The 14,373-nt window shown below is 67.3% G+C and carries 13 protein-coding genes; all 13 read left to right on the top strand.

The window, feature by feature from the left end; genetic code table 11:
* The first annotated feature begins 59 nt into the window (after window positions 1-59).
* Window positions 60-1,745, top strand: coding sequence for an ABC transporter substrate-binding protein (locus ON22_RS16130; protein ID WP_051157695.1), 1,686 nt, complete (start codon window positions 60-62; stop codon window positions 1,743-1,745).
* A gap of 32 nt (window positions 1,746-1,777) precedes the next feature.
* Window positions 1,778-2,350: an adenine phosphoribosyltransferase gene (locus tag ON22_RS16125; protein ID WP_033241567.1), complete on the top strand. Its 573-nt coding sequence runs from the start codon at window positions 1,778-1,780 to the stop codon at window positions 2,348-2,350.
* 183 nt (window positions 2,351-2,533) lie between these two features.
* Window positions 2,534-4,108, top strand: a complete 1,575-nt coding sequence (locus ON22_RS16120) for an ATP-binding cassette domain-containing protein (protein ID WP_033241568.1) — start codon at window positions 2,534-2,536, stop codon at window positions 4,106-4,108.
* 178 nt (window positions 4,109-4,286) lie between these two features.
* Complete coding sequence (locus ON22_RS16115) at window positions 4,287-6,677, top strand: RelA/SpoT family protein (RefSeq protein WP_033241569.1); 2,391 nt, start codon at window positions 4,287-4,289, stop codon at window positions 6,675-6,677.
* 226 nt (window positions 6,678-6,903) lie between these two features.
* Entirely contained in the window at window positions 6,904-8,559 is a 1,656-nt protein-coding gene (locus tag ON22_RS16110) for a cutinase family protein (RefSeq protein WP_033241570.1), read from the top strand.
* Window positions 8,560-8,616: 57 nt separating this feature from the next.
* A complete protein-coding gene (locus tag ON22_RS16105) occupies window positions 8,617-9,528 on the top strand; it encodes a DUF8176 domain-containing protein (RefSeq protein WP_033241571.1) in 912 nt (303 codons plus the stop codon).
* A 13-nt stretch (window positions 9,529-9,541) separates the two neighbouring features.
* A complete protein-coding gene (locus tag ON22_RS16100; RefSeq protein WP_033241572.1) occupies window positions 9,542-10,408 on the top strand; it encodes a MinD/ParA family ATP-binding protein in 867 nt (288 codons plus the stop codon).
* Between the two features lie 8 nt (window positions 10,409-10,416).
* The gene (locus ON22_RS16095) at window positions 10,417-11,070 is read left to right on the top strand and encodes a DUF6668 family protein (protein WP_033241573.1); all 654 of its coding nucleotides are present in this window, start codon (window positions 10,417-10,419) and stop codon (window positions 11,068-11,070) included.
* 93 nt (window positions 11,071-11,163) lie between these two features.
* Window positions 11,164-11,463: a hypothetical protein gene (locus ON22_RS16090; RefSeq protein ID WP_033241574.1), complete on the top strand. Its 300-nt coding sequence runs from the start codon at window positions 11,164-11,166 to the stop codon at window positions 11,461-11,463.
* Between the two features lie 7 nt (window positions 11,464-11,470).
* Window positions 11,471-11,740 (top strand): hypothetical protein, encoded by a 270-nt coding sequence (locus tag ON22_RS16085; protein ID WP_033241575.1) that lies wholly within the window; start codon window positions 11,471-11,473, stop codon window positions 11,738-11,740.
* A gap of 31 nt (window positions 11,741-11,771) precedes the next feature.
* A complete protein-coding gene (locus tag ON22_RS16080) occupies window positions 11,772-12,413 on the top strand; it encodes a DUF8175 domain-containg protein (protein ID WP_231507933.1) in 642 nt (213 codons plus the stop codon).
* Window positions 12,410-13,216 carry a DUF8175 domain-containg protein gene (locus ON22_RS16075; protein WP_033241576.1) on the top strand — a complete coding sequence of 269 codons (807 nt, stop codon included), beginning with the start codon at window positions 12,410-12,412 and terminating at the stop codon, window positions 13,214-13,216. The genes ON22_RS16080 and ON22_RS16075 overlap by 4 nt, the downstream gene beginning before the upstream one ends.
* Window positions 13,210-14,373, top strand: a 1,164-nt coding sequence (locus ON22_RS16070; RefSeq protein ID WP_255218536.1) for a hypothetical protein, incomplete at its 3' end; no start/stop codon positions are given. The genes ON22_RS16075 and ON22_RS16070, both read left to right, overlap by 7 nt.

Below are 14,373 nucleotides of genomic sequence, written 5' to 3'. Positions count from 1 at the left end.
GGCGCGCGTCCCACGGGTAAACGACAGAGGCGGCACTGACATACGAGGGGTACGGATCGATGCGACTGCCATATCTGCGCCGGACGATCGCGCTGCTCGCGGCGACCACCGCGGCCGCCGGGCTGGCGGCGGGTTGTTCCGGTGAGGACCAGGTGCCCTCGATCGGATACGCCGTCGATACCGCGGTCACCAGTTACAACGGTGGTACGGCGGCAGGGGCAGCTTCGGCTCAGGCCGTCTTCGGCCGGGTGCTGACCGGGTTCTTCTACACCGGGCCCGACGGTCAGCCGGTCGCCGATACCGATACCGGGACCGCCAAAGAAGTGCCCGGTGAGGCACAGACGATCCAGTATCGGCTCAATCCGCGGGGCGTCTATTCCGACGGCGTGCCCACATCCTGTGACGATCTCGTCTTCACCTGGGCGGCCCGCAGCGGCCGGTTCCCGGGGTTCGAATCGGCGAGCACGGCCGGTTACGAGGATATCGAGCGGGTGGAATGCCAGCCGGGGTCCAAGGACGGCACCGTGGTGTTCCGGCCCGGAAAGCACTATCTGCCGTGGCGCACACTGTTCGGTGCCGGCGAATTGATGCCCGCCCATGTGGCGGCCGAGGCGGCGGATGTTCCCGATATCGTCGCCGCCGTCCAGAACGACGACCGGCCCGCGCTGGACCGGCTGGCGCAGTTCTGGAATACCGGCTGGAACCTGGAGCCGGGTGATCTGGATATCACTCGTTTCCCCGCCTCCGGGCCGTACCGAATCGAATCGTACGGCCTCGAGGACGGCCTCGTCCTGGTCGCCAACGAACGCTGGTGGGGACAGGCGCCGGCCACCGGCCGGATCGTCGTGTACCCCAAACCGGCCGATCTCGCCGCCCGGATCGAGGACGGTTCGGCGGCCGTGGTGGATATCGGCGCCGGATCGCTGCCCGAGGTGAACCTGGATGCCTACACCGTTTCGCAATTGCCCAGCCGCGGAATCGAACAACTCGTACTCAACACCGGCGGGGTGTTCGAATCGACCGCCGCGCGGCGCGCTTTCTCTCTCTGCGTGCCCCGCCAGGCGCTGTTCGACCAACTCGGCCGGGTCACCGACGCGCCGGAGGCCGGACTGGGCTCCGGGCCCTCGAATTCGCGGACGCTGCAGCAGGATTCGCTGTACTACCCGGCGGCGACCGGCGCCGCCGGACCGTTCGCGGCCGGTGATGTCGAAGGTGCCCAGGCGGCGCTGGCCGACGCCGGTAAGGACGGGATGGTCGTCCGGATCGGCTATCTCGCCCCCGATGCCCGCCGGTCGCAGACGGTGTCGATGATCGCCGATGCGTGCAAAGCGGCCGGTATCACCGTAGAAGACGCGAGCACGCCGGATTTCACGCCGGCCCGGTTGCGTGAGGGTGCGGTGGACGCGGTGCTCGGCGGGCCCGGGGGAGCGCAGGGACCGGCGGGTTCGCTCGACGGTATCGCCGCGATCAGCGGGCTGCGCAGCGGCAGCGGACTCAATATCGGGCAGTTCCGCAACGGCCGCTTCGATTCGATCACCGACCAGCTCGCCGCCGACGACAACTCGACCACGCAGCTGAACCTGCTCACCGAGGCCGAGAACCTGCTGTGGGCACAGCTGCCCAGCGTCCCGCTGTTCGCGACCCCGCGCACGATCGCGTTCTCCGGTGGCCTGGACAACGGTATCGCGGGCCCCACTCGGGCCGGATCGGGCTGGAATATGGACCAGTGGGTCCTGCAGCGTTGATACCGAGTGTGGCCGATGAGAGAGGTATTCCGATGAGTAAGCACGTGGCGGCCGGCCCCGCCGAGGAAACCGGCGAACGCCACGGACAGGCCGCCGAGCTCGTCCGGCGCCTCACTCGCTGGGCCGATGATTTCCCGGAGCCCGGGGTCCGCTTTGCCGACCTCACCCCGGTCTTCGCCGACCCCGACGGGTTCCGGTCCGTTGTCGATTGCCTGGCCGCGCTGGTTCCGGACGCGGATCTGGTCGCCGGGGTGGATGCCCGCGGGTTCCTGCTCGGCGCCGGGGTCGCGACCACGCTGGGTACCGGGGTGCTCGCTGTGCGCAAACGCGGCAAACTACCGCCTCCGGTGATCACCCGGGAATACCGGTTGGAGTACGGGACGGCCGCACTGGAAGTCCCGGCCACGGGTGTCGAGCTCGCCGGCCGCCGGGTGCTGCTACTCGACGATGTGCTGGCCACCGGCGGCACTCTGGCGGCGGCCGCGGATCTGTTCACCAGCGCCGGCGCCCATGTCGTGGCCGCGGCGGTCGTGCTGGAGCTCGAGGGGCTGGGCGGACGTGCCCGTCAGGGCGATTATCCGGTCACCTCGATCGTCACCGTCTGAGAGCATTCGTCACCGGCCCCCTGTGATCCCCGTCGAATAATGCTGGCATCGCCTCGGGCACGGGTGTAACCTCGGCGAGGTCTTGTTCCCGGGGATCGGAGTTGCCGTTGCTCTCATGAGGTAGTCGCTCGTGCGGCCCGCATTTCTGCGCGCCGCGTCCGTATCGATTCCTCAGGGGCAGTTGTGGCCGATATTTCTCTTTCCGATCTCTGTTTTTCCTGGCCGGATGGAACTCCGGTGTTCGACGGGCTCGATGCGGTGCTCGGGCCGGGCCACCTCGGGCTCGTCGGGTCCAACGGGGCCGGGAAATCCACTCTCTTGCGTTTACTGGCCGGTGAACTGCGGCCGGTGCGTGGGTCGATCACCGTAACCGGTGGGCTCGGCTATCTCCGGCAGGACCTCGGCCTGGCCGTGGGGCAGCGGGTCGATACCGTGCTCGGGATTGCCGACACGCGAAAATCTCTGCACCGCATCGAATCCGGTTCCGGTGGCGAGGCCGATTTCGATCTCGTCGGCAACCGGTGGGATATCGAGGAACGCGCGGTGGCCCTGTTCGGGCGGCTCGGGCTGGACTACCTCGCGGGTTCGGTCGCACAGCTGGATCGCCGGCTGGAAACTCTCTCCGGCGGCGAAACCGTGCTGCTCGGCCTGGTGGCCGAACTGCTCCGGGAACCGCAGGTCCTGCTGCTCGACGAACCCACCAACAATCTCGATTCGGCGGCCCGCGCCCGGCTCTACGACGTTGTCGACCAGTTCACCGGCACTGTGCTGCTGGTCAGCCACGACCGGGAGCTGCTGGAGCGGATGGGCGCCATCGCTGAACTACGGGGTGGCCGGTTGCGGTTGTTCGGCGGTAACTACAGCGACTACGAACACATCGTCGAACAGGAACAGGAGGCCGCCCGGGCGGCGATCCGCGACGCGCGCAGCGATATGCGCAAACAGTCGCGGGAGCTGGTGGAGGCCCGGATCAAACTCGACCGGCGGCAGCGGTACGGGCAGAAAATGTACGAGAACAAGCGCGAACCGAAGATCGTGATGGGTCAGCGTAAACGGCAGGCCGAAGTATCGGCGGGCAAACTGCGCAACAGCCATATCGAGAAGGTCCACGAGGCGAAGGACCGGCTCGAGCAGGCCGAGGAATCGTTACGCGACGATCGCGAGATCCGGGTCGAACTGCCGGATACGCGGTTGTATCCAGGTCAGCATGTGGTCGCGCTGGAGGCGGTGCGGCTGGCCAACGGCCCGGTGGTCTCGCTGGCGGTCGACGGTCCGGAGCGAGTGGCGATCACCGGCCGCAACGGGGCCGGGAAAACCACTCTGCTGCGGCGGCTCACCGCCGAGCCGCCGCGCGTGCCGTGGCGGATGCTGCCGCAGCGGCTGGATCTCTTCGACGAACGCCGCAGTGTCTTCGACAATGTCGCCGCCGGCGCTCCGCACGCCGAACCGGAGCGGATCCGCGCCCAGCTCGCCCGCTTCCTGTTCCGCGGTGCTGCCGCCGATATGCCCGCCGCCGCGCTGTCCGGTGGTGAGCGGTTACGGGCCGCGCTGGCGATGCTGTTGCTCGCGGATCCGGCGCCCAAACTGCTGATTCTCGACGAGCCGACCAATAACCTGGACCTGGTGAGTCTGCGGCATCTCACCCAGGCCCTGGCCGCCTTCCAGGGCGCGCTGCTCGTGGTCGGTCACGATCGGCGGTTCCTGGCCGATATCGGTATCACCAGGTGGGTCGAACTGACCCCGGACGGGCTCGGGTGAAGAACCCGAACCCACGCGTAGTGGGAAGGACGAGGTCGAATACGGTGTTGTATCGGGTGGGTCCGCGTATCGATAGGTGTCGATGGTGTTGCTCTGGGGTCTCCCGTACTGCTGCGGGGTCTAAAGTTGGTGGTCTGAAGCGTTGCGGTGCTACGCCGCGGCACGGAGAGGTGGTGGCATGACTCAGCATCTGGGCGAGGCGAATGTCGAGCAGACATCGGGATCGCAGTCCAACGGTGCCGGGGCCGCCGCCTCCCCTGCCGGAGCGCGTTCCGGTGCCGAAGCCGAGCCCGCCAGGCAGTCCGGTGCGGTTCCCAGTTCGGCTTCCCGGCGGGTGCGCGCCCGGCTGGCCCGGCGGATGACCGGCCAGCGCGGTATTCCCGCGGTCAAACCGGTGCTCGAACCCCTGGCCACGGTGCATCGGGAGCTGTATCCGAAGGCGAATCTCACTCAGTTGCAGCGCGCCTTCGATGTCGCCGACGAACGCCACGCCACCCAGTTCCGTAAGTCCGGCGACCCGTACATCACCCATCCGCTGGCCGTCGCGAATATCCTCGCCGAACTGGGGATGGATACCACCACCCTGGTGGCGGCACTGCTGCACGACACCGTCGAGGACACCGGGTACACGCTGGAGCAGCTCACCGCGGAATTCGGTACCGAGGTCGCCCACCTCGTCGACGGCGTCACCAAGCTGGACAAGGTCAACCTGGGCGCGGCCGCGGAGGCCGAGACCATCCGCAAGATGATCATCGCCATGGCCCGTGATCCGCGGGTGCTGGTGATCAAGGTGGCCGACCGGCTGCACAATATGCGGACCATGCGGTTCCTGCCGCCGGAAAAACAAGCCAAGAAGGCCCGCGAAACCCTCGAGGTGATCGCGCCGCTGGCGCATCGGCTGGGTATGGCGACCGTCAAATGGGAACTCGAGGATCTCGCGTTCGCGATCTTGCACCCCAAGAAGTACGACGAGATCGTCCGGCTGGTCGCCGACCGGGCGCCGTCACGTGACACCTACCTGGCGAAGGTGCGCGCCGAAATCGTGAACACCCTCGCCGCGTCCCGCATACCCGCCACGGTGGAGGGCCGCCCCAAGCACTACTGGTCGATCTATCAGAAGATGATCGTCAAGGGGAAGGATTTCGACGATATCCACGATCTGGTGGGTATCCGCATCCTGTGCGACGAGGTCCGTGACTGCTACGCCGCCGTCGGCGTGGTGCATTCGCTGTGGCAGCCCATGGCCGGCCGTTTCAAGGATTACATCGCCCAGCCCCGCTATGGGGTGTACCAGTCGCTGCACACCACCGTGGTGGGCCCGGACGGTAAACCGCTCGAGGTGCAGATCCGCACCCACGATATGCACCGCACCGCCGAATTCGGGATCGCCGCGCACTGGCGCTACAAGGAGACCAAGGGCCGCCACTCCGGTGACGCCGCCGAGGTCGACGATATGGCCTGGATGCGGCAGCTGCTCGACTGGCAGCGCGAGGCCGCGGACCCGGCCGAGTTCCTGGAATCGCTGCGGTTCGACCTCAAGGCCCCGGAGATCTTCGTCTTCACCCCGAAAGGCGATGTGATCACGTTGCCGCAGAAGTCCACACCGGTGGATTTCGCCTATGCGGTGCATACCGAGGTCGGGCACAAATGTATCGGCGCCCGGGTGAACGGCCGGTTGGTCGCGCTGGAACGGCAACTGGAGAACGGTGAGGTCGTGGAGGTCTTCACCTCCAAGGCGCCCAACGCCGGACCCAGCCGCGACTGGCAGCAGTTCGTGGTCTCCCCGCGCGCCAAGGCCAAGATTCGCCAGTGGTTCGCCAAGGAGCGCCGGGAAGAGGCGCTGGAGAACGGCAAGGAGCAGATCAACAAAGAGGTCAAGCGGGTCGGCCTGCCGTTGCAGCGGCTGATGAACGTCGACGCGATGACCGCCGTGGCGCACGAGCTGCACTACGGCGATATCTCGATGCTCTACACCGCGGTGGGCGAGCATCAGGTGTCCGCGCATCACGTGGTGCAGCGGCTCATGGCACAGCTCGGCGGAATCGGCGATGTGGAGAACGAACTCGCCGAACGCTCCACCCCGTCCACCACGCCGCCGCGGCAGCGGCTCAGCGGCGATGCCGGGGTGCTGATCCCCGGTGCCGAGGGCACCGTGGCCAAGCTGGCGAAATGTTGTACTCCCGTGCCCGGCGACGAGATCCTGGGCTTCGTGACCCGCGGGGGTTCGGTGAGCGTGCACCGGGTGGACTGCACCAACGCCGATTCGCTGCAGGAGCAATCGGAACGCATCATCGACGTGGAGTGGGCACCGTCGCCGCATTCGGTTTTCCTGGTGGCCATCCAGATCGAGGCGCTGGATCGTACGCGGTTGCTCTCCGATGTCACCAAGGTGCTGGCCGATGAGAAGGTGAACATCCTGTCTGCGGCGGTGACCACGCACGGCGACCGGGTGGCGATCAGCAAGTTCACCTTCGAGATGGGTGACCCGAAGCATCTGGGCCATTTGCTCAATGTTGTCCGCAACGTCGAGGGCGTCTACGACGTCTACCGGGTGACCTCTGCCGCCTGAGTGTTTCGGGGCCTTGGCAGCCACTGCGGGCCCGCCGGAATTTTGTAACATTCGGGACGCAACGCGCCGTGGCGTATCCGGGTGGTGCTGGCGGGTCGCGTAAACTCTTCGCCGCCTCAGCGGTCATAGCCGGAATCTGTTACCGTTTACTGCGTTTCGTCGCGCTCGGTAACTGCGGTAAGAGTGATTGCGGGTCGCTATGGCTGTAAGCAGAAGTTTCTCGGGGATGCTGATCGCACTCACCGTCGCTGTGGCGACCGTGACAGCAGGGACCCTCACCGCTCCCGCATACGCTCAGCCGCCCGATCTCTCGGGTCCGTCGGGTTCGTCGGCCGAACTGCCGGTCAGCACCTGCCCGGCGATGTATGCCTTGGGGATCCAGGGCACCGGCGAATCGTCGCCGGATGCCGCGCCCACCACCGATACCGGCATGCTGTCCACGGTGTTCCGGCCGCTGATGGCCGCCGCGCCCGAGGAAGAGATGGTTCAGCGCGCCTATGTGCCGTACGAATCCAGTTTCGGTGGGATAGACGGCGGTAGCGTCACCCCCTACTCGGAATCGGTGAGCGGCGGGCTGATCCGGTTGCGCACCATGGCGGTGTCGGTGGCGCAGCGCTGCCCCGATACTCGGTTCGCGATCGTCGGCTATTCCCAGGGCGCCCATGTCGCTTCGGTATTCGCCCAGGAGATCGGGCAGGGCCAGGGCCCGTTGCCCGACGACAAGATCGCGGCGGTGGCCCTGATCGGCGACCCCACCAGAACCCCCGGCGCCGCCTTGTTTCCCGGCGCTCCGGGAAAGGCGAACCCGGATCCGGCGCCCGGCACCGAAGGTACGGAAATCGCCGGGGTCGCCGCGCTGCCGCAGGCGCCCGCCGCCGGTGGCGGAATCGCCCCGAACCGGGACGCCGCCGAGGATTTCGGCACCCTCACCGGCCGGGTGGCCAGCTTCTGCGCCGCGGGCGATCTCGCCTGCGATGCACCCGAGGGCGCGCCGATCCTGAAGGCGGTGGCCAGTATCGTCGGGCAGGCCAAGCTCAGTGGCGGCGACCCTATCGCCTCGCTCACCTCGGTGGCCCAGGCGCTCGCCTTCACCTCCATCAAAACCGCGACCAAGGTGGTCAACGAGGACGTTTCGGGCACCTCGCTGGCGAATCTGAACATCTCGCCGAAGAAGTCGATCTCCGAACGGCTGGCCGATGCCGCCGATCCGCGGACCCCGCTGGATATTCCGGGCGCGATGCGGGCGCTGCTGAAGGTCGGCATGATCGGCCTGAACGCGGTGGTCACCGTGGTGCGCACGGTGCTGAACCCCGCGGCGATCGCCGAACTGGCCACGGCCGGACTGGCGAACCCGCCGGCGGCGCTGCTGCTACTGGGAACCAAGCTGCTGGGCGCGATTCCGCAACTCATCCCGCCGACCACCGGTATCCGGCTGGTGAGCCAGGCTTTCAACGCCGTCGTCGACAATATCCAGGACAACCACGCCCTGCTCGACACCACGACGTGGGTGCGGTACTGGGACACCATCCAGCGGCATCAGGCCTATGGCAACGCGTCGATTTCGGCTACCGGCGAAGCGCCCACGAAGTTCATCGCCGACTGGTTCGCCGCTGCCGCGCGGGATCTCGCGAAAGCCTACGGCAGCGGTAGCGAACCGGTTGCCGACGACCCGGCGCCGCTCGGTAGCGCTCCGGGGGCGGCGTCGCCGCCGTCGGCCGGATTCTCAGGAACCGGGCCCGGCGCGTCGCCTGCGCCCGCTCCCTCCGGTACGGGACAATTCCCATTCGGGACAGGAGCCGGCGGCGCGTCCCCGGATCGGCCGTCGGCAGACCGGTCCGATACACCCCCGATAACCGAAAACGACTCGTTCTCCGTGAACTGATCGCCGAGAGGGATCGATGATGCGATATCACGTGCCCGGCGCCACGGGAATGGGGGAATGTTGAAGTCCTACAAAAAACTCGATCGATGGTACGGCCCGCTGGAACCCGAGGGGGACAGCGGCGCCGTGGACCACCCGGCCGGGCGGTCCGAACCGGAGGTCACCGCGGCCGTCGCCGACGACGGCCCCGCCAGGTATCCCGACTACATCGCCGAGGCCGGTAGCGCATCGGCCGCGCCGGATCCGGCACCCGCCGAACTCTCCGGCCGGCGCACCGAATTCACCGGCGGCTGGTCCGACTGGGTGGACGAGCCGGCCGGGGAGCGTGACGGTGACCTGTTGCGTCTGCCCTGGCCCGACGAGGAACTCGCCGAACCCGCCCGTATCGGCCGTAATCCCGGCCGGTTGCGTGATATGCCCGACGATGCCGTGGCCCGCCGCCGCCGAACGTTCGGCGTGCTGGTCGCCGCTGTTGTCGTCCTCGCCATCGCCACTGCCGTCGTGGTGTACCTACTGGCTCCGGGCGCGCCCCGGGCCGCCGGACCCGACGACGGGGCCGGATTGCGCTTCACCTCCGGCAGTGCGGGGACCGCAGCGAGCGCGCAATGCCCGGAGGAACACGACGGTCCGATGCTGCGCGGCGCGGGGCCCGGCGGAACGGATTCCGGTCCCGCCGCGATTCTGCGCTTCCAATATGCCTACTACGTCGAGCGTTCCGGTGCCGCCGCGCGCGCTGTGGTGGCACCTGATGCCCCGGTGTCCTCAGGAGAGGTCATCCAGGCCGGGATCGACAGCGTCGAACCCGGAACCCGGCATTGCGTACGCATCGTGACCGTCGCCGACGGGCGCTACTCCGTCGAGGTCACCGAATACCGGCCCGGTGGTGAACCGGCCACCTACAGCAGGCAGACGGTCACCACCGCGGCGATCGACGGCCGCACCCTCATCACGGGTATAACGGCCGGATAGAGGAGAGTGCAGGATGGGAGAGGATTGGAGCCGCTGGCTCGAGACCGCACCGGATTCCGAGGCGGCGGACGAGACAGGCGGGAACCGGAAGGCGTCGGTGGTCCGGCTGCGCGGTAACGGTGGCCGCACCCCGGGCGCGGCCCGGCCGATCCTGGTGGTCGGTGGCTGTGGTGGCGCCGGAACGACCACCACCGCGCTCGGACTCGCGGGCGAACTGGGGCTTTCCGGAACCGCCACGGTGGCCGTGGACGCGACCCCGGCAGGCGGCGATCTGGCCCTGCGCGGAGCCGACGAGCATCTGCATCCGATCAACCTGCAGCAGTGGTTGTACGGCCGCGGGGACGACGAACCGGCGCCGCTCAAAGACTGTATGTCGCGCGCGACCTCGGGAATCGGCCTGCTGTGGCGCGACGCGGCGCCGCTGCGCCGCCGGGCCAGCTATCTCACCGTGGCACGGGCGGTGGACCACGCCGGGTACACCGGGATCTTCGACGGTGGCAGCCCGATCGCCGGCCGCCAGCTGCGTCCATTGCTCGACGATGCGGATATTGCCCTGGTGCTGGCCATTCCGGCGCGCGTCGACGCGGCGAACCGGCTGCGGGTGACGCTCGAATGGCTCGACGACGAATACGGCGATCAGTCCGAGCCGATGGGCGGAGGCATCGTCGGCGACACCACAATCGTGGTATCCCATCAGCATCCGGGTGTCGATTCGCGGGTCGCCGACCATCTGCGTGAGCATCTGTCCGGGTGGGTCCGCGATATCGTCGAGGTGCCCTACGATCCGCATCTGGCCCGCGGTGAGCTGGTCCGGCATATCGCCCTGGCCGACGAGACCCGGCAGACCTACGAGCGGTTACTCGCGGGGGTGGCATCATGACGGCCGCTATGAATCTTCCTCGCCGACCCGACCGTACCGCCGCCGCCGGAGTGGTGCCCCCGGCGGAATCGCGCCGCGCCGCGATCTGGGACCGGCCCGTCCCGGGGGCCGGGCGCGCGCCACTGGTCTGGCTGCTGGGTGTGCACGGCGGCGCCGGTGCCAGCACTCTCGCACATATCCTGGCGCCCGCCGCGGATTCCGGGCGCCGCTGGCCGGGTGTTTTCGAGCGGGAATCGCCGTTCGTGGTGCTGGTCGCCCGGGAAACCATCGCGGGGCTGACCCATGCCCATGATCTGTTGCGCCAGCATCACGCCGGGCTGGCCGGCCCCTGCGAAGTTCTCGGGCTGATCACCGTGGCGGCCCGTCCGGGCCGGATGGCGCCGGAGATCCGCCGGTATCGCGATGTGGTGGCCTCACTCGCCGGACAGGTCTGGCAGGTGCCGTGGTACGAGGAATGGACGCTGGTGGAACCGGAGAAGCTGCCGGTGTGGACGCCCGGGGCGGCGGTCGCCGCGCAGCGCCGGCGCCGGATCGACCCGCTCGACGAAGTTCCCCTGGATATCCGGGAACTCGGGTCGGAGATCGTCGCGGCCGCTCGTGCCGCCCTGGAAGAATCGGAGGCCGCCCCCGCGCGGGGCCGATCGAGATTCGTGGAGGAGTGATGCCGTGATGCCCGTCGAGCACATTTCCTGTTCCGTGCTCCCCGCGCTCGCGCGGACCCAATGTTGCACCTCAGCTATCGAGAAAGGCACCCGATGAGCACCGTACTTCTGGCGGTTCACCAGGTCTACGACACGGCCGTACTGGCGCAGATAGGTAATCCGACCCCGGAGGCGCCGCCCGGTTCCGACAAGATCCTGCAGCTGGTCCGCTATCTCACCTGGTTCGTGCTGCTGTCCGGTATCTGCGGCATCGTCTACGCGGGCGGTAAATTCGCGTGGGAGAAGTGGACCGGCGGCGGCCTGGAGTCTCCGAAGATGGTGGCGGGCGCGATGATCGGCGGCGTGGTGGCCACCAGCGCGGGCACCATCATGAACGCCGTCATCGGAACGTGAGGTAGAGATGGATCTGGTCGGGGCGGCCGGTGTACTGGCGTATAAGCAGATGCCGGCCGAGGTGCTGGAACCGTTGATGCAGCTGTTGAACTGGCTGCTGTGGTTCGTCCTCATGGGTTGTCTGGCGTGGTTGATCGTCTCGGCGGGCAAACTGTGGCTCACCTTCAAAGGCGATCTGGCGATGAACGACGCCTCGCACGGCGTGCTCATGAGTCTGCTGGGAGCGGCCGTCGCCAGTACCGCTTCCGGTATCGCCCTGGCGTTCCTGCCCGGATGAGCCGGGGCGAGGCGAGGGGAACGACCTGCGGATGAATTCGACCGAGACACCGGCCGCGGCGCGGTTCGGTGCGTTACGGGCTGCCGGATTGTTGTCGGTGGTATTACTGGCCGGCGCTGTCGGCTGCGGGGGAGGTGACGCGGCGGCGCCGCCGGATCTGTCCGCGCCGCCGACGAATGTGGCATGGCAGCCTTTCCAGGGTGTGCCGCTGCCGCATACCGATCAAGGCCCGACCGCGGAAACCGACGGTGCGGCAACAGGTTTCGATCATTCGCCGACAGGCGCGGGGGTTGCGGCGATGGTGCATACCGTGCGACTGTCGGTGGCCGATGACAGTCAATGGTCGAATATCGCTGCCCGGGAAGTGGTTCCGGGACCGGCAAAGGACGAGTGGGCGGTGAACCGGGTGCAGGTGTCCATCAGCGGGCCCGCGGATCCGGTGTACGCGCCCCGGCTGCTCGGATACCGGATCACCGAGTACACCGATCAGCGGGCGGCGGTGGACGTGTACAGCGAGTATTCGGACAGTTCGAAAGCCGTGAATCATACGACGGTGGAGTGGTTCGCCCACGATTGGCGGTTACGACTGCCGGATCCGGAATCGACCGAGCGACCCATCGAACCCGTTGACGAAATACCGAGTGACGCAGTGAAAGTGGAGGCACCGAAGTGAGCGGGAAGGAGACCTATCAGCGTGACCGAGTCTCCTTCGGTGTCGTGGCGTCCGCGGCGGTGCTGGCACTGATCGTGATCGTGGGTGTCGTCATGTGGACCGGACGGGACGACGAACCCGTGGCAGGACCCGCACCCGCTCCGGCGGTGGGTGAAGGCTTCGCCGATCCGGAGATAGACGTTTTCAACCGGCGGGTAGATATTCCGAACAATCCCGCGGGGCAGGTGTTGCCGCAGGATCCGTCGCCGCAGCGCAATCCCTCCGATCCGGACTGGCTCACCGCGGCCCCGTCGGGGACGACCGCGCCACGCGGCTGGCAGCGGGTGTACGGCGCCTCGGTACCGTTCTCCACCTCCGATGGCCCGCAGCGGATCGAAGACGGTCTGGCAGTGGGATATTCGCATACACCGCAGGGTGCCGCGCTGGCTGCCGCGCAGATCACCTATCGGCTCAATGCCCGGCCCGCCCACCGTGACCTGTACGTGCGGCAGGTGCGGGTTTCGGCACAGCAGATCGCGGCCTATGACAAGGCCCTGGAAGCGGATGCGCTGCCCGAGCAGCAGCCCGAATCGGTCACCCGGTATCTGGTGGCCTCCGATGCGTTCAAGATCGACGACTACGCCGACGATATGGCGATAGTGCGGCTGGCGCTGCGCGCTCCGGCGCTGGACGGGAAACCGGTGTGGGTGACCATGCGACTGATCATGGTGTGGGATGCGGGTGATTGGCGGTTGAAGCCCACCACCTCGCCTAACACACAGACCGAGTATGTCGAATCGCTGGAGGGGTGGACTCGATGGTGATTCCGTTGTTGGGACGGAAAGTGGAAGCTCAGGTAGTGCGCGAGGACAGCGGCTCCGACGATCGGCGCCCCGACCCGGCCGTTTCCCGGCGGGTATCGCTGGCCAGACGATTCGTCACCATCTTCGCGGTGATCTTCACCGTGATGGTCACGACGCCGGCCGTGGCCAACAGTCAGCCCTACGGCTGGGACCAGACCTGCAACGAGATCCACGAGGCGCTCGACGATCTCGGTATTCCGGGGATATCGCTGGGCGATGCCGCGGCGGCGGTCTGCAAGGCAGGTAACGCGGCAGCCCATCCCGGCGAGGCCGCGACCGCGGTCAAGGACAAAGCGTGGGATTCCACCTTCGGCAAGGTGGTCGATTCGCTGATGAACGGCCTCGGTGAGGCGATCATCCTGGCGCTGACCTTCTGGATGAAGGTTCCCAACGAGGTGGCCAGCGATTCGGGCACGTTGTTCACCAAGATCAACGACTACACCTATCAAGTGCAGATACTGCTGTTGATCGCCTCGATCATCATCACCGGTCTACGCCTGGCCGAAGCCAGGCGCGGCGCCGCCATGAACGAGGCGGCCGAATCGTTCCGGATGTTCACCAGGGTGGTGTTCAGTTCCTGGATGCTCGGTGCGGTCATCGTCGCCGGTACCGTGGCCTCGGACCGGTTCGCCGAGTGGATAATCCAGGATTCGACCGACGGCAACGCCCGCAACATGGCAGAGCTCATGGTGAAAACCAGTAAGTTGCAGGCTTTCTCACCCGGCTTGGTGCTGATCATCGCCATCGTCGGCCTACTCGGGGCACTGGCCCAGATCGTCCTCGCCATCGTGCGCCAAGGGTTGCTGGTGATTGCGGCCGGTGTGTTGCCGCTGGCGGCCGCGGCGTCCGGAATGAATACGGGTAAACAGTCGTATCAGAAACTGGTCGGCTGGATCATCGCCTTCATGCTGTGGAAACCCGTGGCCGCGATCGTGTACATGATCGCTTTCACCACCGCGGGTCACGTCGACGAGATGACCCCCGCCGGTGGTCTGCCCGAAGCGGAGGAAGCCCAGCGCATGCTGGTCGCCATCGTGCTGCTGTGCAGTGTCGCATTCGTCCTGCCCGCACTGATGCGACTGGTCACACCGGCCGTGGCGATCGTGGGCAGCGGCGGC

The sequence above is a fragment of the Nocardia carnea NBRC 14403 genome, assembly GCF_000308515.1.
Classification (GTDB): domain Bacteria; phylum Actinomycetota; class Actinomycetes; order Mycobacteriales; family Mycobacteriaceae; genus Nocardia; species Nocardia carnea.
The sequence above is the reverse complement of the archived record's forward strand: the minus strand, read 5'-3'. Positions and strand labels throughout refer to the sequence as shown.

What these genes read in the sequence shown, in the direction of transcription:
- ON22_RS16080 (WP_231507933.1), top strand. Translation starts at nt 11,772, where the DNA reads ATGAATTCGACCGAGACACCGGCCGCGGCGCGGTTCGGTGCGTTACGG.
- ON22_RS16105 (WP_033241571.1), top strand. Translation starts at nt 8,617, where the DNA reads ATGTTGAAGTCCTACAAAAAACTCGATCGATGGTACGGCCCGCTGGAA.
- ON22_RS16115 (WP_033241569.1), top strand. Translation starts at nt 4,287, where the DNA reads ATGACTCAGCATCTGGGCGAGGCGAATGTCGAGCAGACATCGGGATCG.
- ON22_RS16125 (WP_033241567.1), top strand. Translation starts at nt 1,778, where the DNA reads ATGAGTAAGCACGTGGCGGCCGGCCCCGCCGAGGAAACCGGCGAACGC.
- ON22_RS16130 (WP_051157695.1), top strand. Translation starts at nt 60, where the DNA reads ATGCGACTGCCATATCTGCGCCGGACGATCGCGCTGCTCGCGGCGACC.
- ON22_RS16110 (WP_033241570.1), top strand. Translation starts at nt 6,904, where the DNA reads ATGCTGATCGCACTCACCGTCGCTGTGGCGACCGTGACAGCAGGGACC.
- ON22_RS16095 (WP_033241573.1), top strand. Translation starts at nt 10,417, where the DNA reads ATGAATCTTCCTCGCCGACCCGACCGTACCGCCGCCGCCGGAGTGGTG.
- ON22_RS16085 (WP_033241575.1), top strand. Translation starts at nt 11,471, where the DNA reads ATGGATCTGGTCGGGGCGGCCGGTGTACTGGCGTATAAGCAGATGCCG.
- ON22_RS16100 (WP_033241572.1), top strand. Translation starts at nt 9,542, where the DNA reads ATGGGAGAGGATTGGAGCCGCTGGCTCGAGACCGCACCGGATTCCGAG.
- ON22_RS16090 (WP_033241574.1), top strand. Translation starts at nt 11,164, where the DNA reads ATGAGCACCGTACTTCTGGCGGTTCACCAGGTCTACGACACGGCCGTA.